Annotated in this window: 18 protein-coding genes and 1 pseudogene; 8 read left to right on the plus strand and 11 right to left on the minus strand. The window is 72.7% G+C overall.

Going from position 1 to position 20,213, the window contains the following annotated elements; translation table 11 throughout:
• Positions 1 to 90: 90 nt before the first annotated feature.
• The gene (locus ACTMS0_RS20330; protein WP_441156809.1) at positions 91 to 1,707 is read left to right on the plus strand and encodes an alkaline phosphatase D family protein; all 1,617 of its coding nucleotides are present in this window, start codon (positions 91 to 93) and stop codon (positions 1,705 to 1,707) included.
• A 67-nt stretch (positions 1,708 to 1,774) separates the two neighbouring features.
• Here the strand turns inward: ACTMS0_RS20330 and ACTMS0_RS20335 are convergent, their stop codons facing one another.
• Together ACTMS0_RS20335 and ACTMS0_RS20340 are read right to left on the minus strand one after the other, a co-directional pair.
• Positions 1,775 to 2,164, minus strand: coding sequence for a penicillin acylase family protein (locus ACTMS0_RS20335; RefSeq protein ID WP_441156810.1), 390 nt, complete (start codon positions 2,162 to 2,164; stop codon positions 1,775 to 1,777).
• Complete coding sequence (locus ACTMS0_RS20340) at positions 2,095 to 2,415, minus strand: DUF4326 domain-containing protein (RefSeq protein WP_441156811.1); 321 nt, start codon at positions 2,413 to 2,415, stop codon at positions 2,095 to 2,097. Before ACTMS0_RS20340 ends, ACTMS0_RS20335 begins: the two co-directional genes overlap by 70 nt.
• A gap of 158 nt (positions 2,416 to 2,573) precedes the next feature.
• On the opposite strand from ACTMS0_RS20340, the gene ACTMS0_RS20345 reads away from it, so the two are divergent.
• From ACTMS0_RS20345 to ACTMS0_RS20370, 6 genes are all read left to right on the plus strand, one after another.
• The gene (locus tag ACTMS0_RS20345) at positions 2,574 to 3,791 is read left to right on the plus strand and encodes an ROK family transcriptional regulator (RefSeq protein WP_441156812.1); all 1,218 of its coding nucleotides are present in this window, start codon (positions 2,574 to 2,576) and stop codon (positions 3,789 to 3,791) included.
• The gene (locus ACTMS0_RS20350; protein ID WP_441156813.1) at positions 3,788 to 4,744 is read left to right on the plus strand and encodes a carbohydrate ABC transporter permease; all 957 of its coding nucleotides are present in this window, start codon (positions 3,788 to 3,790) and stop codon (positions 4,742 to 4,744) included. Before ACTMS0_RS20345 ends, ACTMS0_RS20350 begins: the two co-directional genes overlap by 4 nt.
• Complete coding sequence (locus tag ACTMS0_RS20355) at positions 4,737 to 5,549, plus strand: carbohydrate ABC transporter permease (RefSeq protein ID WP_441156814.1); 813 nt, start codon at positions 4,737 to 4,739, stop codon at positions 5,547 to 5,549. Before ACTMS0_RS20350 ends, ACTMS0_RS20355 begins: the two co-directional genes overlap by 8 nt.
• A gap of 39 nt (positions 5,550 to 5,588) precedes the next feature.
• Positions 5,589 to 6,869 (plus strand): ABC transporter substrate-binding protein, encoded by a 1,281-nt coding sequence (locus ACTMS0_RS20360; protein ID WP_441156815.1) that lies wholly within the window; start codon positions 5,589 to 5,591, stop codon positions 6,867 to 6,869.
• Between the two features lie 80 nt (positions 6,870 to 6,949).
• A complete protein-coding gene (locus ACTMS0_RS20365; protein WP_441156816.1) occupies positions 6,950 to 8,065 on the plus strand; it encodes a glycoside hydrolase family 15 protein in 1,116 nt (371 codons plus the stop codon).
• Positions 8,062 to 10,263, plus strand: coding sequence for a glycoside hydrolase family 31 protein (locus tag ACTMS0_RS20370; protein WP_441156817.1), 2,202 nt, complete (start codon positions 8,062 to 8,064; stop codon positions 10,261 to 10,263). The genes ACTMS0_RS20365 and ACTMS0_RS20370 overlap by 4 nt, the downstream gene beginning before the upstream one ends.
• Positions 10,264 to 10,369: 106 nt before the next feature.
• Here the strand turns inward: ACTMS0_RS20370 and ACTMS0_RS20375 are convergent, their stop codons facing one another.
• The 8 genes and pseudogenes from ACTMS0_RS20375 to ACTMS0_RS20410 all read right to left on the minus strand — a co-directional run bounded on the left by ACTMS0_RS20375 (position 10,370) and on the right by ACTMS0_RS20410 (position 17,736).
• Complete coding sequence (locus ACTMS0_RS20375) at positions 10,370 to 10,831, minus strand: DUF5709 domain-containing protein (RefSeq protein WP_441156818.1); 462 nt, start codon at positions 10,829 to 10,831, stop codon at positions 10,370 to 10,372.
• Between the two features lie 137 nt (positions 10,832 to 10,968).
• Positions 10,969 to 12,168 (minus strand): annotated as a pseudogene (locus ACTMS0_RS20380) (D-alanyl-D-alanine carboxypeptidase family protein); the annotation flags it as partial.
• A gap of 238 nt (positions 12,169 to 12,406) precedes the next feature.
• Positions 12,407 to 13,990 carry a GMC family oxidoreductase N-terminal domain-containing protein gene (locus tag ACTMS0_RS20385; protein WP_441156819.1) on the minus strand — a complete coding sequence of 528 codons (1,584 nt, stop codon included), beginning with the start codon at positions 13,988 to 13,990 and terminating at the stop codon, positions 12,407 to 12,409.
• On the minus strand, positions 13,987 to 14,619 hold the full coding sequence (locus tag ACTMS0_RS20390; RefSeq protein ID WP_441156820.1) for a DUF5987 family protein: 633 nt from the start codon (positions 14,617 to 14,619) through the stop codon (positions 13,987 to 13,989). The genes ACTMS0_RS20385 and ACTMS0_RS20390 overlap by 4 nt, the downstream gene beginning before the upstream one ends.
• Positions 14,616 to 15,209 (minus strand): hypothetical protein, encoded by a 594-nt coding sequence (locus ACTMS0_RS20395; RefSeq protein WP_441156821.1) that lies wholly within the window; start codon positions 15,207 to 15,209, stop codon positions 14,616 to 14,618. Before ACTMS0_RS20395 ends, ACTMS0_RS20390 begins: the two co-directional genes overlap by 4 nt.
• 102 nt (positions 15,210 to 15,311) lie before the next feature.
• Positions 15,312 to 16,244: a hypothetical protein gene (locus tag ACTMS0_RS20400; protein ID WP_441156822.1), complete on the minus strand. Its 933-nt coding sequence runs from the start codon at positions 16,242 to 16,244 to the stop codon at positions 15,312 to 15,314.
• A gap of 71 nt (positions 16,245 to 16,315) precedes the next feature.
• Complete coding sequence (locus ACTMS0_RS20405; RefSeq protein WP_441156823.1) at positions 16,316 to 17,023, minus strand: FadR/GntR family transcriptional regulator; 708 nt, start codon at positions 17,021 to 17,023, stop codon at positions 16,316 to 16,318.
• A gap of 143 nt (positions 17,024 to 17,166) precedes the next feature.
• A complete protein-coding gene (locus ACTMS0_RS20410) occupies positions 17,167 to 17,736 on the minus strand; it encodes a hypothetical protein (RefSeq protein WP_441156824.1) in 570 nt (189 codons plus the stop codon).
• Between the two features lie 496 nt (positions 17,737 to 18,232).
• On the opposite strand from ACTMS0_RS20410, the gene ACTMS0_RS20415 reads away from it, so the two are divergent.
• Positions 18,233 to 19,060: a hypothetical protein gene (locus tag ACTMS0_RS20415; RefSeq protein ID WP_441156825.1), complete on the plus strand. Its 828-nt coding sequence runs from the start codon at positions 18,233 to 18,235 to the stop codon at positions 19,058 to 19,060.
• A gap of 27 nt (positions 19,061 to 19,087) precedes the next feature.
• On the opposite strand, the gene ACTMS0_RS20420 is transcribed toward ACTMS0_RS20415, so the two are convergent.
• Entirely contained in the window at positions 19,088 to 20,074 is a 987-nt protein-coding gene (locus tag ACTMS0_RS20420; RefSeq protein ID WP_441156826.1) for a GGDEF domain-containing protein, read from the minus strand.
• Positions 20,075 to 20,213 lie beyond the last annotated feature (139 nt).

Here is a 20,213-nt window from a genome sequence, read left to right on the forward strand (position 1 = left end):
GGAACGTCATGTGTCCTCAATCGGCGCTCCACGCGGACCTCCACTGTGCCGAGTCCGATCACCTCGACGGTGCGGCAGGGAGGACGGGTCGTGGGCGAACAGGTCGAGCAGCGGGGTGTCGGGCGGCGTCGCCTCCTCGTCGGGGCCGCGGCCCTGACCGGGACCGCGGCCGTCGCGGGTAGCGCGGATCCGGCGTACGCGGGCGGGTTGTCCTGGAACCCGTTCGGCCTGGGGGTGGCGAGCGGTGATCCGCTGCCGGACGGTGTCGTGCTCTGGACCCGGCTGGTCCGCGATCCGTTCGACGCCACCTCGATGGGCGGCCGTCGGGTGCAGGTGAGCTGGCAGGTCGCGAGCGACCCGTCGTTCCGTCACGTGGTCCGCGCCGGCTCGGTGACCGCCCGGCCCACGTGGGCGCACTCGGTCCACGTCGACGTGCGGGGCCTGCGGCCCGGCCGGGACTACTGGTACCGCTTCCGGGCCGGCCGCCACCTCAGCGACGTCGGCCGGACCCGCACCGCGCCGCCGGCCGGATCGCCGGCGTCCCGTCTGCGGTTCGGCATCGCCAACTGCCAGGACTGGCAGAACGGCTACTACGCGGCCTACCGGGACATGGTCGGGTACGACCTGGATCTGGTGCTGCACCTCGGCGACTACATCTACGAGTACGACCCGAGGGCCGGAGCGGTCCGGCAGCACAACCCGTCCTCGGGGACGGCTGCGGGCGCCGACCAGTTGTCGACGCTGGCGGACTTCCGCAGCCGGCACGCGCTGTACCGCACCGACCCACAGTTGCAGGCGGTGCACCGTGCGTTCCCGTTCGTGGCGGTCTGGGACGACCACGAGACCGAGAACGACTACGCCGACCTGGACGACGAGCAGGACGACCTGCCGTACGCCCAGCGCTACCAGGCGCAGCAGGAGTTCGCGATCCAGCGGGCGCACGCCTACCAGGCGTGGTACGAGCACACCCCGGTCCGGGCCTCGTACCTGCCCGGCTCGCCGAACCTGCGTATCTACCGCCGGCTCGACTTCGGCACCCTGCTGCGGCTGAACATGCTCGACACCCGCCAGCACCGCACCGACCAGCCCGGTGACGTTCCGGGCAACCTCGGCCCCCAGGCGCTGGGCGCCACCAACGTGACGGGGACGCTGACCGGGCCGGAGCAGGAGGCCTGGCTCGTCGACGGGTTGCGCTCGTCGCCGGCCCTGTGGAACGTGCTCGGCCAACAGGTGATGATGGCCGCCACCCGCTTCGTCACGCCCCCGCCGGCGTCGACCGTGAACCTCGACCAGTGGGACGGATACTCGCCGCAGCGGGCGCGGCTGCTGTCCGCCGTCCGGGCGAGCGGCGCGCCGAACCCGATCGTGCTGGCCGGCGACATCCACTCGACCTGGGTGAGCGACCTGAAGCTCAACTTCGACGACGCCGCGTCGCCGGTGGTCGCGACCGAGTTCGTCGCCACTTCGATCACGTCGAACTTCCCGGCCGAGCTGGTGCCCATCGTGGAGGCGTCGAACCGGGCGTTCAACCCGTGGGTGCGCTACTTCAACGGCCGTACCCACGGGTGGCTGCGGATGGACGTCGACCGGTCGCGCTGGTTGGTCGAGGAGCGTTCGGTGGCCGGCGTGGACTCGCCCGACGCCCCCGCGTCGACCACCGCGCGCTGGGTCGTCGAGGCGGGCCGGCCGGGAGCCGTACCGGCCTAGGGTCTATGTCGACATCCCGGCGCGCGCCGCGCCGGGCCGTCGACACCGGCCCTCACCTCAACGGCGGTCACGGCTCCAGGGTCAGCGTCTGCGCCGCCTCGGCCGCGATGGCCGTCCGATCCCAGCGCATGGGCAGGGTCTGGCCGGTACGCCACAGCTCGAGCTGGTCGTCGTAGTTGGAATGGAACGCGTGCCCGGAGTTGCCGGTGAGCTGGATCCAGCGGGACGCGTCCAGGTCGGCCAGGTCGACGATCATCCGCATGGACGGGACGGCGTCGACTTCCGCACCCGTGGCCAGGAAATGCGTACGGGATTCACGTCGCGGGATCCTAGTGCCCTCGACCCCGGGGTAGGTGATCTTGGCGGCCGGACAGCTCCCGCGGCCTCCTACGCCGCCGTCGGCGGCGAGTCGGCGAGTTCCGCGATGACCTCGGCGTGGCAGCGTTCCGGCGCACACCAGCAGCCGAGCCGGCGCCCGCGCAGGTCGGGGCGGAGGGCGAGCAGCTCGGGACGGCCGAGCAGGTACGCCCGGTACTTGTCGAGGACCTCGTCCCGGGTCCCGTCACGCCCCGGCCGGAACGGGCTGGACAGCGGGGAGGTCGGCAGACGCCAGCCACCGCGATGCATGGCGCGCCCGACGTAGACCACGTCGGCGTACGCCGGGTCGTCCCGGTGGCCCTTCAGGTTGACGACGGTGGTTGGGCGCATCGCTCGGCTCCTCACGTTCCCGCCGGGAGCGCCCAGTATTGCGCAGGTCGCGGTGCTGCCGCCGATGGTCTCGGTCTGGTCACGGGGCCTTGACATCCGTCGCCTAACTTCAGAGCCTTTGTTTGGACACCGAATTTAGCGGTGAAAGGAAGTGCTCCATGACGGCTGCGACGTCGGGGCCCCGCCTGCGGGACGTCAACCGGGTCGCCGTGCTCGCCCTGATCGGTCGACACGGGCCGATCTCGCGCGCCGACATCGCCCGGCGGCTCGGCCTCAGCCCTCCGACGGTCACCGCGGTCGCCCGCTCGCTCATCGAGGCCGGGGTCATCCGGAAGGTCGACGACGGGATTTCGCGGGGTGGCCGTCCCGGTGAGCTGCTCGCGGTGGTGGGCCCCGCCGCGCACGCGATCGGGGTCAAGGTCGCCGCTGGTCGGCTCACCGGAGTACGCGCCGATCTTGACGGCACCGTCCTGCACACGTTCTCCGCCCCGTTCGACCAAACCGCCGTCAACCCGTTCGACGCCCTGTCCGAGCTGCTCGCGCCGCACGTGACCGCGGTCGGGGATGCACCGCTGCTCGGGGTCGGGCTCGGTGTGCCCGGCTTCGTCGACAGCCGCACCGGCCTGGTGGAGGCGCCCCTGCTGGGCTGGCGGCACATGCCGCTGCGCGATTACCTGAGCCAGCTGCTCGACGTGCCGGTGCTCGTGGACAACGACGTCAACACCCTGGCGGCGTATGAGCACCTGTACGGCCTGGGCCGGCCGTACGAGGACTTCCTGACCATCACCCTCGGTCAGGGCGTCGGCGCGGCCGTCGTCTCCGCCGGCGACCTGCGTCGCGGCGGTCACGGCGCGGCGGGCGAGCTCGGGCACCTGCCGATCGACCCCGACGGACCGCCCTGCCACTGCGGCAAGCGCGGCTGCCTCGAGACGTACGTCTGCGACGCCGCGCTCGTCCAGCAGGCGCGCGAGGTGGTTGCCATCGGTCCGGACGCTGGTCCGGCCGACCTGCGCGCGGCGGCGGACGACGGGCACGCCGGTGCCCGAGCCGTCTACCGTGCCGCCGGAGCGCGCCTCGGCACCGTCGCGGCCGGGCTGGCCACCGTGCTCGACCCGCAGGCGATCCTGGTCAGCGGCGAAGGAACCCTGGCCTGGACGCACCTCGCCGAGGGATTCCTCACCGCCCTGCGCGCCGGCATGTTCCCGCCGATGGCAGACGGGGTCAGCGTGCACGTCGACCCGTGGGACGACACGAAGTGGGCGCTGGGCGCCGCCGCCCTGGTGCTCCGGGCGCCCTTCACGATGGACGCCGAGCCGCACGCCGACGCGATACGGGCGCGGCTGGCGGCCTTTCCCGGCGCCGAGGTGACCCAGTGACCGCACCACGTACCGCCACCACCACCCGGCCGACGGCGCGGCCGGAAGCGCCGACCCCGCCGCGTCGCCGATCCGGCGCCCGCCGCCGGCTGCGCACGGCCCTCGCGGCGGCCGGCTTCCTCGCTCCGAGCCTCCTCCTGCTACTGGGCTTCTGGATCGGCCCGATGCTCGGCACCGCGTGGGTGAGCCTGCAGGACTGGAACCTGATCGGTGTGCCCACGTTCGTCGGGTTGGACAACTACACCGAACTGCTGGGCGACGCCGAGTTCCACGCCGCGCTCGGCCACACCCTCGTCTACCTGGCCGGCTACCTGCCGCTGGTGCTGGTCTGCGGGCTCGCCGTCGCCCTGCTACTGGATGCCAAGCTCCCCGCGATGGCCCTCTACCGGGCCACCTTCTTCCTGCCGGTCATCAGCAGCTGGGTCGCCGTGTCACTGCTGTGGAAGTGGCTGCTCAACCCGGCCGACGGGCTGGTCAACCGCATCCTCGGCGCGTTCGGCGTGACCGGACCCGGGTGGTGGACCGACCCGGACTGGGCGATGCCCTCCGTGGTGCTCGCCTCCGTCTGGAAGGACGTCGGGTTCGTCGCGGTGATCCTGCTGGCGGGTCTGCAGGCCATCCCGCGCGACGTGGTGGAGGCCGCCGCGCTCGACGGCGCCGGCTGGTGGCGCAAGCTGCGCAGCGTCACCCTGCCGATGCTCTCCCCGTCGCTGTTCTTCGTCACCGTGATCAGCCTGATCAACGGATTTCAGGTCTTCGACCAGGTGTGGGTGATGACCGAAGGCGGGCCGGGTGGCGCGTCCAGCGTCGTGGTCGAGCAGATCGTCAACTACGCCTTCTCGTACGGGCGGGTCGGTTACGCCTCCGCAATGAGCATGGTCCTCTTCGCGGTGATCCTCCTGGTCACCCTGGCCCAGCTCCGACTGCAGCGCAGGTGGGTGCACTATGAATAGGAAGATCCTCCGGTACGTCGCGCTCACGCTCGGTGCGGTGGCGATGCTCGGGCCGTTCGCGTGGATGCTGGTCACCTCGCTCACCGGCGACGCACAGCTCGGCCGGGTGGACGCACCCCTGCTGCCCGATCCGCCCACGGTCGAGCCGTACGAGCGGCTCGGCGAGGCCTTCCCGTTCTGGCGCTTCGCCGCCAACAGTGTTGGCGTCGCCGTCGTCTCCACCCTGCTGCAACTCGTCACCAGCGCGACCGCCGCGTACGCATTCAGCCGCCTTCGCTTCCGCGGCAGCGGCGCGGTGTTCGTGCTCTACCTCGCCACGATGATGATCCCGATGCAGGTGATCATCGTCCCGCTGTTCATCGAGATGCGCTACCTCGGGCTGGTCGACAGCTACGCCGGGCTCTTGCTGCCCACGATGGTCTCCAGCTTCGGGGTGTTCATGCTCCGGCAGGCCTTCATGGCACTGCCGAAGGAGTTGGACGAGGCGGCGTACGTCGACGGGGCGGGGCATCTGCGGGTCTTCGCGCAGGTGCTGCTGCCGCTGGTGACACCGGCGCTCGCCACGTTCGCCGTCTTCGCCTTCATGTCCAGCTGGAATGCGTTCCTCTGGCCACTGGTCATCGCGCAGACGGAGGCACACATGACCCTGCCGGTCGGCCTGTCGCTGCTGCAGGGTCGGTACAGCACCGCGTGGAACGTCGTCATGGCCGGATCGACCCTGTCGGTGCTGCCGATCCTCGCGCTCTACGTCTTCGCCCAGCGCTACGTCGTGCGGGGCATCGCCTTCACCGGCATCAAGGCCTAGCTCCTCCTCCACCACCCACCACCCCCAAGGAGAGATCCGATGACCACGAGAAGACGAGTCCTGGCGGCCGCGGCCGGGGCGCTCGCCGCGGTGAGCCTGCTCGCCGCGTGCGGGCAGGACGCGTCCGGCGGCGCGGACGACGGCGCCACCGGCACCATCACCTACTTCACCTTCTCGGCCGCGCCCGACCACCTGAAGGACCTGGACGCGATCAAGGCCGAGTTCGAGAAGCAGAACCCGGGCATCACCGTGCAGGTGCAGACGGCCGCTTACGACGACTACTTCACCAAGCTGCAGACGGCGATCGCGGGCGGCACCGCGCCGGACACCTTCGAGCTCAACTACGAGAACTTCGTGACGTACGCGCGGGCCGGTGCGCTGCTGCCGCTCGACGAACCGGCCAAGGCCGACAAGAACTACGACGCGAAGCGGCTCTACCCGAAGGCGCGGGAGGCCTTCCAGTTCAAGGGCAAGCTCTACGCGGTGCCCTCGACGTTCTCCGACGTGGTGCTCTTCTACAACAAGAAGCTCTTCGACGCCGCCGGCGTCGCCTACCCCACCGCGGACTGGACCTGGGCCGACGAGCGGGCGGCGGCGGAGAAGCTGACCGACAAGGCCAAGGGCATCTACGGCGACTACCAGCCCGTCACCTTCCACGAGTTCTACAAGGCACTCGCGCAGAACGGCGGCTCGTTCCTCTCCGAGGACGGCAAGAAGGCGACCTTCAACGACGCCAAGGGCCTCGAGGCGGCGCAGTGGCTGCTGAGCAAGCCGGGCACGGTGCAGCCCACCGTCGCCGAGATCGGCGGCAAGGCCGACTACGACACCGCCCTGTTCACCTCCGGCAAGCTGGCCATGTGGCACAACGGGATCTGGCAGATCTCCAAGCTCGCGAGCACGCCCGGGCTGGACTTCGACATCGTCACCGAGCCCGGTAACACCCGGAAGGCCAACGCGGTCTTCATGAACGCCACGGCCGTGTCCGCGAAGACGAAGAAGGCCACCGCGGCCTGGAAGTGGGCCCGGTTCCTCGGCACCTCGCAGAAGGCCGTGGAGACCCGGCTCGCCTCCAACTGGGAACTGCCGGCGGTCGACGACCAGGCCGCGTTCGACACCTACCTCAAGCAGACGCCGCCGGCCAACCGCAAGGCCGTCTTCGACGCGCTGGCGGACATCGCGCTCCCGCCGGTCCTCGACGCCCAGCAGTCGAAGATGCAGGACATCGTCACCCAGGCACTGGAGAAGGCCGCCTCCGGCCAGGCCACGCCGCAGGCGGCGCTGGACGAGGCGGCGGCCGCGGTGACCGCCCTCATCAAGTAGTGGAAACCAGCGGGGCGCGGCCGTTCCGCACTCGGCCGCACCTCGCGCACGACCATACCGACACCTCCTGGAGGAACCCCGTGCCCATCGCCGCACGGTCCGACCTGCGTACGCTCGTCGAGTCCAGCCTCACCCTCATCGAGGCCCACCAGCACCCGTCCGGCGCCTACCCGGCCAGCCCCGACTACCCCGTCTACCGCTACAGCTGGCTGCGCGACGGCGCCTTCATCGCCGACGCCATGAGCCGGGCCGGTCGGGCCGACAGCGCCGACGGGTTCCTCCGGTGGTGCGCCACGGTGATCGAGGCCCGCGCCGGCCGGATCGCCGACCTCGTCGCCCGGGCCGAGCGGGGAGAGAAGATCGGCGCCGACGAGATGCTGCCGACCCGCTACACCCTCGACGGCGGCGACGGCGACGAGCCCTGGTGGAACTTCCAGCTCGACGGCTACGGCACCTGGCTGTGGATGCTCGTCGCGCACGCGGCACGGCACGGACGGCCGCTCGCCGCCTACCGGCCGGCCGTGACCGCCACGGTCGACTACCTGATCGCGTTCGGCGACCGGCCCTGCTACGACTGGTGGGAGGAGCACGCGGAGCACCGGCACGTCGCGACGCTGGGCGCGGTGCTGGCCGGGCTGCGCGCGGTCGTCCACGCCGGTGACGAGCACGGCGAGCCGCTGCTCGACGCCGCCCGCGCTGCCGCCGCCGCCGCGAAGGTGAGCGAGTTCGAGGCCCTGATCGCCACCGAGGGCGCCGCGGACGGGCACCTCACCAAGTGGCTGGGCGGCACCGCCGTCGACGGCAGCCTCCTGGCCTGCCTGACTCCCTTCGACCTGGTCGACCCCGGCAGCACGGTCGCCGAGCGCACGTACGAGGAGGTACGCGACCAGCTGCTGCGCGGCGGCGTCTACCGCTACCTCGGCGACACGTTCTACGGCGGCGGGGAGTGGCTGATCCTCACCGCCTGGCTGGGCTGGCACGAGGCGCGTACCGGCCGGACCGAGGCGGCCCGGCAGCGGCTGGAGTGGATCGCCGGCCAGGCCACCCCCGAGGGCCACCTGCCCGAGCAGGTCAGCGGCCAGACCCAGCGGCCCGAGTACATCGCCGAGTGGACCGAGCGCTGGGGGCCCGTGGCCACGCCCTTGCTGTGGTCGCACGCGATGTTCGTCACGCTCGCCCTGGAGGTCGGACGGTGAGTGACGCCGTGATCAGCCATCGCCCCGCCGGGACCGGGCACCCCTACCGCCACGACCTGGACCAGCGGGTTCCGGTGTATCCGCTGCGGGGCGAGGAGTACGAGATCCGGGTGCTCACCGACCCGGACGTGACTGAGGTCCGGGTCGAGTTCGGTGCCGGCACGCAGGTGCCCGCCGAGCGCGTCGACCCGGCCACGGTGGCCCTCGACTTCGGGGCGCCCGCCGCTCCGCCGACCGGCTCGGCGGGCCACCTGGCTTCCGCCGCCGCGGCCGCCCCGGACACCGGCGGCCGCACGGTGTGGATCGCCCGGGCGACGACGGACTCCGATGACGCGTACACCATCGTCGCCCGGACCTCGGCGGGCGGTGAGGTCCGGACGGTCGCCTACCTGGTACGGCCGCTGGCCTGGCAGCGCGACGGCGGACGGCTGGAGGTGCGCGACCCCGGCGGTGCCGGCGTCCTCGACCCCGGCAGCGTCGAATGGCTGACCGGCAGCGACGGACCCCGCCGGGTACGCTTCGCGCTCCGGCTCGCCGAGGGCGAACACGTGGTCGGATTCGGTGAGCGGTACCACGCGCTCGACCAGCGCGGCCAGGTGCTCGACGCCACGGTGTTCGAGCAGTACAAGCGGCAGGGCCACCGCACCTACCTGCCGATGCCGTTCGCCGTGGTCGTCGGCGGCGGCTGGGGCTTCCACGTGGTGACCAGCCGGCGGAGCTGGTACGACGTCGGCGCGTCGCGGCCGGACCGGATCCTCGTCGAGGCCGAGATCGACCCCGCCACGCCCGTGCTGCCACTGCACCTCTACACCGGCGAGCCCGCAGCGGTCGTGCGGGAGTTCCTCACCGAGACCGGGCAGCCCCCGGTACCACCGGCCTGGGTGTTCCGGCCGTGGATGAGCGGGAACGAGTGGAACACCCAGGCCCGGGTGCTGGCCGAGGTGCGCCGCAGCCTCGCCGAGGACATCCCGGTCGGTGCGATCGTCATCGAGGCCTGGAGCGACGAGGCCACCTTCGTGGCCTTCCGCGACGCGCGCTACGAGGTGCACCCGGACGGCGCACCGCACCGCCTCGCCGACTTCGAGTTCCCCGCCGACGGGGCCTGGCCCGACCCGAAGGCGATGATCGACGAACTGCACGAGGCCGGTGTGAAGGTGCTGCTGTGGCAGATCCCGCTGATCCCCACCGACCGCGGCGACGACGGCCAAATCGCCGCCGATCTCACCACCCTGGCCGAGCGCGGGTACGCCGTCCGTGAGGCGGACGGTTCGCCGCACCGCAACCGGGGCTGGTGGTTCCCCGGGGCGCTGCTGCCCGACTGGACCAACCCGGAGGCCCGGCGGTGGTGGCTGGACAAGCGGCGCTACCTGGTCGAAGAGCTCGGCGTCGACGGCTTCAAGACCGACGGCGGCGAGCACCCGTGGGGTCACGATCTGCGGTACTTCGACGGATCACGCGGTGACGAGGGGAACAACCAGTTCCCGGTGCGGTACGCCGCCGCCTACCACGAGCTGATGCGGTCAGCAGGGATCGAGGGGGCCACGTTCAGCCGGGCCGGGTTCACCGGATCGGCGGCCTTCCCGGCACATTGGGCCGGCGACGAGGACTCCACGTGGGAGGCATACCGGGCATCGATCACCGCCGGCCTGACCGCCGGTGTCGGCGGCATCTTCTTCTGGGGTTGGGACCTCGCCGGCTTCTCCGGCGACATCCCCGATGCGGAGCTCTACCTGCGCTCGGCGGCGGCGGCCTGCTTCGCCCCGATCCTGCAGTACCACTCCGAGTTCAACCACCACCGTGAGCCCTCGGTGGACCGTACGCCCTGGAACATCGCGGAGCGAACCGGCGAGCCGCGGGTGCTCGACGTCTTCCGGCGGTTCGCCCGGCTGCGCGAGGAACTCGTGCCGTACCTGGTGGAGCAGGCGCAACGGTCGGTCCAGACCGGCAAGCCCCTGATGCGGCCGCTGTTCTTCGACCACCCGGACGACAAGCGGGTCTGGGACTGGCCGCAGCAGTGGCAGCTCGGCGATGACCTCCTGGTCGCTCCGGTCACCGAACCCGGTGTCAGCACCTGGCCGGTATGGCTGCCGCCGGGGGAGTGGGAGGACTTCTTCACCGGCGAGCGGCACGTCGGCCCGGTCGAGGTTCACCGTAGGGTGCCGATCGACGAGATTCCGGTCTACCGCCGTCGGGCCTGATCCTTGCGGGGGTAGGCGGCGTTCGGTGCCGCCGGCCGCATTGACGTGGTGTCGGCGCGGCCGGCCCTCCGCCGCGGTCGGCGTGCTAGACCGGCTGACGGGTGGCTCAGCGGAGGGGACCGTCGCCCGGGCCGTCGGGATCGGCGACCAGGTGCATCGCGGCCTCCTCGGCGCTGGCGGCGCCCGCGTCGATCCCGGCGTCCCAGGCGACCGAGTCGGCCTCGTCGTCCGGGCGCTGGCCTTCGTCAGGGGCGACGAGACGTCCCGCGCGCAGTTCGCGCTCGTACCCGCGCCGCAACAGCTCGTCCTCGTCGTCGGTCACGTCCGCGTGCGGGTCGATGTCCGGCTCCTCCTGGGCCAGCAACTGCGCGAGGGACTCGCCCGCCCGCTGCTCGGCCGGCGTCGTGCCGTACCGGTTCGCAGCCGTCCAGTGGTCCGCGGCGACGATGCCGGTGTCGAGGGGATCGCGGACGCGGTCGTCGTCCAGCGTGTCCGAGGCGTCCAGGACCCCGTCGTCCTCGGCCAGGTTCCAGTCCTCGACGGCGTCCGTCCGCTCCGTCTGGCTCACGGTGGCCTCCCTCGTCGCCCTTCAACGATGGGGCCAGCCTAGTCCTCCACGTCCGCCGGGGCGCGGGGTGAGGAGGAGAAACGTCCCGCAGCATCTGTTCCCGTACCGCCTGACAGCGGGAGGGAAGTCAGCCGTTTCCGCGCGCCGGACCGTCGCCGGAGCGTCGCCCCGAGCACGACACTCAGGAGGATGGCGGCGCCGAGGCCGAGCGCGACCGGCGACGACAGCGATGAGGACGCGCCGGCCCCACCGCGCCCGTCTCCGACGGCGATGACGACACGGTCGTCCTTCGTCTTCTTCTCCTCGGGTGCGACCAGGCGGCCGACGGAGGCGTCGGGGGAGAGGGCGAAGCCCCAGTTGAGCAGCGCCGTCGCCTCGCCCAGGCTGCCCAGCGGCGCGGTCTCCGCGCCGAGCAGGGTCACGGCGAGTCGCCGTCCGTCGCGTTCGGCCACCCCGACGTACGTCTGCCGGGCCAGGTCGGTGAAGCCGGTCTTGCCCGCGAGCATCCCGGGGTACGCGCCCAGGAGGGCGTTGTCGTTCGTGATCGCGAAGGCGCCTCGCCCCCGCTGTTCGGCCACCTGCGTCGCGCGGGTCGCCATGTACCTCCGGAAGTCCTCCCGCGCGAAGGCGGCCCGGGTGATGAGCGCGAGGTCGTACGCGCTGGTGTACTGGCCGGGGCCGTCCAGACCCGACGGCGTCGCGGCGTGGGTCTGGTACGCCCGCAGCCGGCGTGCCTCGTCGTTCATCGCCTGCACCCCGCCCGGCCGGCCGGCGGCGCCGCCGCCGAGCCGGGCCAGCACGTTCGCCGCGTCGTTCCCGGATTCGAGGAGCAACCCCAGCCACAGGTCCTCGACCGAGTAGCGGCCACCCGGGACCACCCCCATCAGCGAGCTCTCCGGATCCAGATCGTGCAGGTCCTCCCGTTTCACCTCGACGACCTGGGCCGGGTCGAGACGGGGCATCAGGGCCGCCGCCAGCAGCAGCTTCTGCACACTGGCCGGCGTCCGGTGCTCGTGGGGTCCGCAGCCACCCAGCACCAGACCGCTGTCGAGGTCGGCCACGACCCAGGAGGTGGCGGTGACCGCGGGCACCCGCGGCGCGCCCGGGGGTGCGGCCAGTCCAGCGGTCGCCAGCCCCTCCCCGCCCACCGCCCGCTGGGCGGAGTCGACCGGCGGCGGTGACGGTGTGGCGGGCGGGCGCCCCGGCGACTCCACAGTGGGGCACGGCCGGTGCGGTGCGGCCACCGCCCGGCTCCCGGTCGCGACCGCTCCGGCGGGCGACACGAGGAGGGCACTCAACGTCACGGCGGCAATGCGGAAAGAGGTCACGTCACGCACGGTAACGGCATGCACGGCGGGTCCGCTCCGATTGGAGAAAGCGCGAGGTATCGACGGTAGGGCGAGCCCTCGACATTCCTGCCCGGGGGGATACCGCACTGTTCCTCATCGGCGTCGGCGTCGGCAACCGCCACCGATCCGACCGTTTTCGCTGCCGCGTCTGGCATGGTGCCGCTTCGGCGGAGAGAGCCGGATCTGTCCAGGAATCAGCCGCGATTTACCGCCCGTTTGTCCCATATCATCCGGTTACTCCGGGTGGCCGGATCTCCTGGCCCCGGGTCACGCCCAGGGCGGCCAGCCGCGCCAGGATCGTTTCGCTGGCCCGTTCGGCGAGTGCCGCGACGGTGAGCGACGGGTTGACGGTCAGCGCGGCCGGAACCGCGGAGGCGTCGGTGACGAACAGATCGGGATGACCGCGCAGCACGTGGCCGGGGGTGAGCGCGGAGGTCGCCGCGTCGTCCCCCAACCGGCAGCTCCCCAGGGGGTGGGCGGTGACCGCCCCGCCGACCTCCTCGGTCCACGGGTGAACGGTCGCCAGGCCGCCGGCGGTGAAGATGCGGCGGGTGGCTGCGTCGGCGTGAGCCCAGCCGCGACGGGTGGCGGCGGAGGGGGCGTACGAGAAACCGCCCAGCCCCAGCCCATTCGTGACGCGGGTGAACGACCCGGTCAGCGGCGGTACGCCGAAGGTCCCCTCGTTGTCGTCCTCGGTCATGGCGAGGACGGTGAGCCAGGAGCGCCAGCGGGAGCGCAGGTCCTTCTTCGCCACCCCGTACCAGCCGGGTGCGCCGGCCAGCAGGTTCGTCAGAGCCGGGAACGCGAGCTGCTGGAGGCTGAACCGCTCGAACTCGGGCCGCCCCGCGTCCAGGTAGTCGTACGTCATCGCGGTGATCGCCCGGCCGATGTGGTGGGCGTCGTACGCGCCGGCGGGGCCGCGGCGCAGGCCGAGCAGACCGGCGACGGCGTCCTCGGATACGTCGGCGACGCTGATCCGGTCTCCGTTGCCGGACAGGTGCCGGCCCACCGCCGCGGGCACCCCGCCGAGCAGGGGCGCGGACCGGCGGAGCACGACGGGTGTCCCCACCGCGCCCGCCGCCAGGACGACGACGCGCGCCTCCAGGCATCCGGTGGAGGTGATGATCCGGTAGTCGTCCGGGTCCAGGACGGTGTAGGTGACGCGGTACCGGTAGCCGGGCGTGCTCGCCGGGGAGATGGTCTGCACCTCGTGCAGCGGCCGGACGTCCGCGCCGTGCGCGGTCGCCCCCGGGAGGTAGCTGACCAGCATGGACCGTTTGGCGTCGACGTGGCAGCCGGACAGCATCCAGTTGCAGTTCGTGCAGCGGGGCAGGTCGACCGCGACGGGGACGGGGTTGGCGGTGTGGCCGGTGTGCCGGCAGGCGGCGGCGAAGACACCGCCGGCGTAGGAGACGTCCGGCCAGTCGGGCGTCGTCACCGGAAGCGCGGTCTCGACGCGCCGGTAGTACGGATCCAGCGTGGCGCGGCTGATGGCGGCCGGCCACAGCCGCTTCCCGGTGCCGCCGGTCCGCTCGAAGGTGACCGAGGGCGCGCGCAGTGAGGCGGCGAAGTAGACCACACTCGACCCGCCGACACAGTTGCCAGCGATGACGGTCAGGCCGTCGCCCTCGATGGCGTCGACGATCCGGCCGACGCTGCCGAGCTGCATGCTGTGCCGCACGTCGGCCGCCGTGACGTACGGTCCCCGTTCCAGCACGACGGTCCGGGCTCCGGCGGCGGCCGTGTAGTAGGCGGGGATGGCGCCGCCGAATCCGGAGCCGATCACCACCACGTCGCAGCGTTCGGTCATCGCGGGCTCCCCTCGGGTGTGGTGTCGGGGTGCCGATCGGCCAGCGCCCGCCGGTAGGAGGAGTCGGGGTGACGCCAGAACCCGTCCGGATCGGGCGGCGGGAAGCGGAGCGTCGCCAGCCCCGGGTGCCGGTCGCGGACGGCCTGGGCGGTGGGCAGGTGCGCCGCCGCGTCGAAGGCCAGGCTGGAGGCCAGCGCCAGCACGGCCCACAGGTCGCGGTCCGGGTCGTCGCGCTGGAAGAGGCGGGCCACGACGGCCGACCGGTGCCGGTACGGCAACGCCACGAACGCCGGCAGCAGGGGCGTCAACCAGATGCCCCGGCTGAGCGCGTAACCCCACGCCCGGGCGTTCAGCAGGGTGGCGATGGCGGGGAGCAGTGGCCGCGCGCCGGCGCGCGGATCGGTGAGCAGGGTCAGGAACCCGGCGTCGGCTCCGCCCGGGCCGGCGGCGACCCCGGCGACGGCCACGTCCCCGGGGAACCGCTTTGCACCGGGGATCAGCGTGTCGGTGAACGCGTCGAGCGTGTCCACCGTGGACGCCGGGAGCGCCGCCGCGGACCGGGCCGCCCCGCCGAGCAGGGGCAGCGCGGTGCCGGTCAGCGCGGCGGTGAGCAGCCAGCGACGGTTCACGACGTCCCGCACCAGGGGCTGTCGGGCAGGGTCACGGTGAGGCCCGTCTCGCCGGGGGACGCGCCGTACTCGGCCAGGGCGCGGGCCAGCTCCGGATGGTCGTCGGCGAGGGCGGCGACCACGTCGCCGATGCCGGCGGAACGTCCGGCGACGCGGAAGTTGGTCAGCCGCAGCGCGGCGACGCCGGTCCGCCGGTCGAACCAGTAGCTGCCGTCCCAGGCGACCAGCGGGGTGGCGCCCCGGGTGCGCTGGACGCTCCAGTGGTCCTGCTGCCAGTACCGGCAGGTGGTGGCGGCGAGGGCGAAGCGGGACGGCTCGGCCAGCAGGAAGCGCAGCGCTCCGCCGTTGTCGGCGGTGATGTCGCGCTTCGCGTACTCGACGCAGAGCGGGTCGGTGAACCACAGCCAGGCCGGCGGCCACTCTCCCTCTCCGAAACGGTGGACGGTGCAGCCCGTGCCGAAGGGCGGAGGCGTGTACCCGCCGGTCCGGGTGGCGACGGCGGCGGACGGCGTGGTGTCGGCCCGGCCGACGCCGGGCGTGGCGGCGAGCAGGACGGCGGCGCAGACGAGGGTGGCGACGGTGCGGCGCATGGCGTTCGGACCCTTCCGGGAGGCGGTGGGCGGTCGAGCTGGCTCAGTGGCTCAGCCGCTTTGGTCACGCGGGGAGGAGGAGCGATCCGTGCTGGACGCTTCTCAGCGCACGCCGACCTCGGCGTGCGCCGTACCGTCCAGGCGCCACCGGCGCTCGGGTCGCCAGCCGCCGCCACCCGCCCGCGTCTCCAGCAGGATCTCGGCGTCGGCGCGCTCCGAGTTGTGGCAGACGCACCGCGACCCGTCCGGATCGGTGTACGGCACGCTGAGGGTGCGCTCCGCGGGCTGCCGGACCGTCACCGACAGCCGGCGGTCACCGTGCCGGCCGCTCACCCGCCACTCCGGGAGTGCGAGGACTCCGCGGAACCGCAGCGCGGCCAGCAGCGGGTCGCCACCCGGCCAGTCCACGCCGTCGATCCGGAGCCGGACGAACGGCAGGACGGGCAGGTGCCGCCAGCCGCGCCGCCGGGCCACCGCGGCCACGATCTCCAGCACGTCACCGTCGCCGAGGTCGGCGTGCAACCAGGACCAGCGGCGCGCCATGCCGTGCCCGAAGATGCGGCCGGTCGCACCGGGGGCGTCGGTCAGGCGTACGACGCGGTCGCCGTAGCGCACCTCGCCGTGGTGCAGGCCCCTCGGCGCCGGCACGACCTGCGCCGCCGGAAGCAGCTCCCGCCGCCACGCCCACCGCGGGAACGTGTACATCGGAGGTCCCGCGTCCTGCCAGGACACGTCCCAGGAGACGTCCTCGACGTGCCCGGTGAACCGGTCCCGGGTCATCCGGACGTCGCCGCTGGCGAAGACGGCGCCGTCGGGCCGCCAGGGCGCGGGCGGCAGGTGGCGCAGCAGCGGCCGGCCGTCCGGGGGGAAGACGCCGACGAGCCCGTGCGCGTACGGGGTGGCGCCGTCGGCGGGGGCGACCAGTTCGTGGTGCAGCCAGATGCCGGTCCCGGTCGCCGGGTCGGTGATGGTCGTGTACCAGACCTCCTTGCGGCCGGCCTGGCCACGCCACCGGGATGCCAGCAGATCCTCCATGTCCCACGCTCCTCGCGATCGGGGTCGAGCGGGCGGTCGGGCTCGTGCGGGTGGTGCGGCTGGCGACGCGGTCACTGCTGGCCGAGCATCAGCTCCCGCGTCTGCGCCAGGTACGCCTCGGCGGCGGTTCGTGCGGCGTACGGCTCGCCGGCGCAGACGGCGTCGACGAGCGGCGCGAGGCGGGCGCCCGCCACCGCCGGGTCCGCGAAGGGCGCCCGGAACAGCGACCGCACCTCCAGGTACGCCTTCAGCAGGGAGTTGACCAGCAGCTCGTACACCCGGTTGCCGGCCGCCGCCGCGAGCATCCGGTGCACCTCGGCCTCGGCGAGCTGGGCGGCGTCGGCGTCACGCGCGCCGGTCACGGTCGCGATCTGCGCCCGCAGCGCGTCCGCCTGGTCCGCGCTGCGGTGGGCGGCGGCGCGCGCCGCGACGACGGCGCCGACCTCCTGGCGTACCTCGAACACCTCGGCGAGCCAGCGGCCGTCCGTGCCCTCGCCCAGCGCGTGCGTCAGCAGCATCGGCAGGAGGTCGGGGCCGCCGTGCCGGCGGTAGTCCAGGACCACGGTGCCGACGCCGTGCCGGGTCTCCACCAGCCCCGCCTGGGCGAGTCGCACCAGCGCGTGCTTGAGCGAGGTGCGGGTCACGCCGTACGACGCGGCCAGGTCGCGCTCGGGTGGGAGCCGGCTTCCGGCCGGGTACCGGCGGGCCAGCACGTCGTCGCGGAGCCGGTTGACCAGGGCGTCGACGAGGGTGTCGTGCGCGATCGGGGTGCTGGTCACGGGCGTCCGTCCTCGGATTGGACCAGTGGCTCATCCACTTCGGATGACGGACACTTTGCCATCGACGGCGACGGATGGCAACAGGTCCGTGGCAACGCGAAGGGGCCCCGCAGTGGCGGGGCCCCTTCGGCTGAGCGGTTTCGTCACTTGAGGAACGGCAGCTTCCGCACGATCGGGAGCCTCTCCCAGGCCGCGCCGAGGCCGAGGGTCCGGCCGGCGCCGATCAGGGTCAGGCCGACCAGGACGGCGGCGAGGGTCAGGTGCTCGTCCAGGAAGGGGTTGGTCTGCGGGGGAAGCGCCACCGACCACATCATCACGTAGAGGGTCGCGCCGGCCGCGGCGGCGATCCGCATGCCGATCCCGAGCGTGAGCGCCAGGCCGATGCCGAGCAGGCCGAGCATGAATCCCCAGTTGGCGAAGGCGGTGCCGGCCAAGTCGTGGTGGAAGCCGGCGAACGGACCCTCCGCGCCGCTCAGGAAACCCTTGGTCGGGTTGCCGCCGTTGATCCAGGCGCGCTCCGACGGGGTGGCGAACCCGAGCCCGAACACCTTGTCGACGAACGCCCACAGGAACGTCCAGCCGAGGGCCAGGCGGACGCCGGCGAAGACGTACCGGGCGGCCCTGCGGGTGGTCGTCGGGGTCCGGTCGGTGCAGACCGCAGGAGCGGTCGTCTCCGGGATGTGCCGCTCGGCAATCGCGGTCATGGCTTCCACGTTCTCTCGTCATCCGATGTGCCCCGGTGGGCACACATCGATTCCACCGCGATCGGCGTGCCACCAGCAGGGGCGCTGGTCCGCCTTCCGGCGAGCCACCGTTCCCGTCCCGGCGGGACCTTCGGCCCCCCTGCACCCCGGCCAGGGGAGCGACCCTCGTCGTGGTGAGGCGGCGTGGTCAGCAGTCGAAGTCGTGCTCGCCGAGTAGCCGCCGGACTGTCTCTGGATCCGGGCTGTCGCCGCCCCAGCCGTCGACGTCCCTGTCGTCGACCTCCTCGATGTTCCAGTGGTCGCCGCGCAGGGAGCGAACCTCCTGCGTGCCACCTGACCTCCCGCCTTGCGCAACCGGACGATCCGCGGCCGTCCGTGACGGAACTCCCGACCGCGGCGCCATCACGGTAGAAGGGCCCGGCGACGGGGGCGGGACCTGCGGTGACGATGATCGAAAAGGTGACGGGCGCGGCGGTCAAATCGACTCCAATGCCCATACAATCCTGTGTCACCGGTCACATCGGTCCGGGCGATCGGCGTCGACGCGACAGCGGCGAAGGGGGAGGACGAGGTGCGCCCACGGCACGGAGGCGACCAGGACGGCGTCTGGCGGATCGGGCCCGTCCGCCTGCTGGCGGTGGTGGGGGTCGGCTACCTGATCGTCGTGCTGGCGCTGGCGGCGCTCACGGCGGGCGTGGACAGCGGATCGTCCGTCGACGCGGGGCCCGGTCCCGGGACGGGCGCCGTCACGCCCGCCCCGGAGTCGTCCGCGCCCTCCGGTCAGGGTGAGGGCACCGCCGGAGCGTCGGCCCCGGGATCGCCGGCGGGGAAGGACGTGCGCGTCGGCTCGGTGGAGAACCGGTCCGTCCCGCCCTCGCCCTCGCCGTCGCCGTCCGCGGTGCGCCCGTCGGCCGCACCGCCGCCCGCCACCCCGGCCGCGCCGCCGGTGGTGACGTCGTACGAGGCGGAGTCGCCGGTGAACGGGCTGGCGGGCACCCGGACCTTCACCTGCTCCGGGTGCTCGGGGCAGAAGAAGGTGGGTTACATCGGCCGTGACATGGGGGCGTTGCAGTTCAACGGTGTCACCGCCCGGACGGGTGGTACGGCCGCCGTGACGATCACCTTCGTCAACGGTGAGGGCCCGCGCGTCGGGCACATCAGCGTCAACGGCGGAGCGCCGATCGTCCTGACCTTCCCGGACACCGGCGGATGGAGCACGGTCGACACCACGACCGTGACGATGACGCTGCGGCCCGGGGCCAACTCGGTGCGGATGTTCAACCCGTACGGGCCGGCACCCGACTTCGACAAGATAACCGTGAGCGTCCGCTAGGCATCCCCGGAGGACCGTCGAGGGTCTCTACGGCAGCACGCCGAGGGTGTCCGGGTGCCGGGGTGGGGGAGCGGCCCCGGTCACCCGGTGCTTCTCCTGCTTGACCCGGTAGAGGCGCTGGTCGGCGGCGTGCATCAGCGACTCCAGCGTGGTCCCGTCGTACGGGGCGGTGGCCCAGCCGATGCTGACGCCGGTCTGCTGGCATACCGCGGTGTCGACCCGGGCCGCCACCGTCTGCGCGGTGGCCGCGTCGGCGTCGACCAGGACGACGACGAACTCGTCGCCGCCGATTCGGGCGACCACGTCGTCCGGGCGGACTGTCCGGCGCACCGCCGCCACCGTCGTCTGGAGCAGCTGGTCGCCGGCCGCGTGCCCGTACCGGTCGTTGACGAGCTTGAAGTCGTCGAGGTCCAGGCAGAGCAGGGACGGGCCGGGGCGGCACCGCGGAACGAACAGGGTGGAGGCGAACTCGGCAAGCCCGCGCCGGTTCAGCGCGCCGGTGAGCGGATCCAGGGTCGCGAGGGCACGGAGCTGGGAGCGCTGCCGCGCGAGCTTGCGGGCCTGCGTGGAGCAGACCGAGATCAACACCATCATGCCGGCGACGTTGATGAAGAGGTGGCCGGGGCGCATCGGCTCGCCGACCTCGGCGACCGCCACGTACGTCCCGAGGATGAGCACCTCGAGCCCGATCATCAGTCGCAGCCGGGGCGTCTGGGTGGCCACGAAGACCGTGGTGGTCACGAAGCCCAGGGCGGCGGGGGCGGCGGCACCGCCGTCCCAGTGGGAACCCAGCGCCAGTGCGAGGAGCGTGACCATCAGGATGACACCGGAGATGCGGTAGCCGGCCGCCTTCGTGGTCACCCGGCGGGCGGCCCACAGGCCCACCGCGCCGCCCGCCATCCCGCAGCCGTACACCACCAGCATCTTCCCCCGGTGCGGCTGGTCGAGGGTCAGGAGGCAGTACAGGACGGCGACCCCGTGCGAGACGATGTGCAGGGTCGCGCTGAGCCGCATGCGTCGGCGACGCTCGTTCACCGATTGCCCCCCGCACCTACCGCACCCGGCGGGCGCTGCCGGATGACGCCAGAGCGAAACCGGTCGAAGTGGCGGTGTCCCATGGCGAGGCCGCTCCGACGTGGCACCGTGCCACCTG

It is taken from the genome of Micromonospora sp. H33, assembly GCF_052068455.1.
Classification (GTDB): Bacteria; Actinomycetota; Actinomycetes; order Mycobacteriales; family Micromonosporaceae; genus Micromonospora.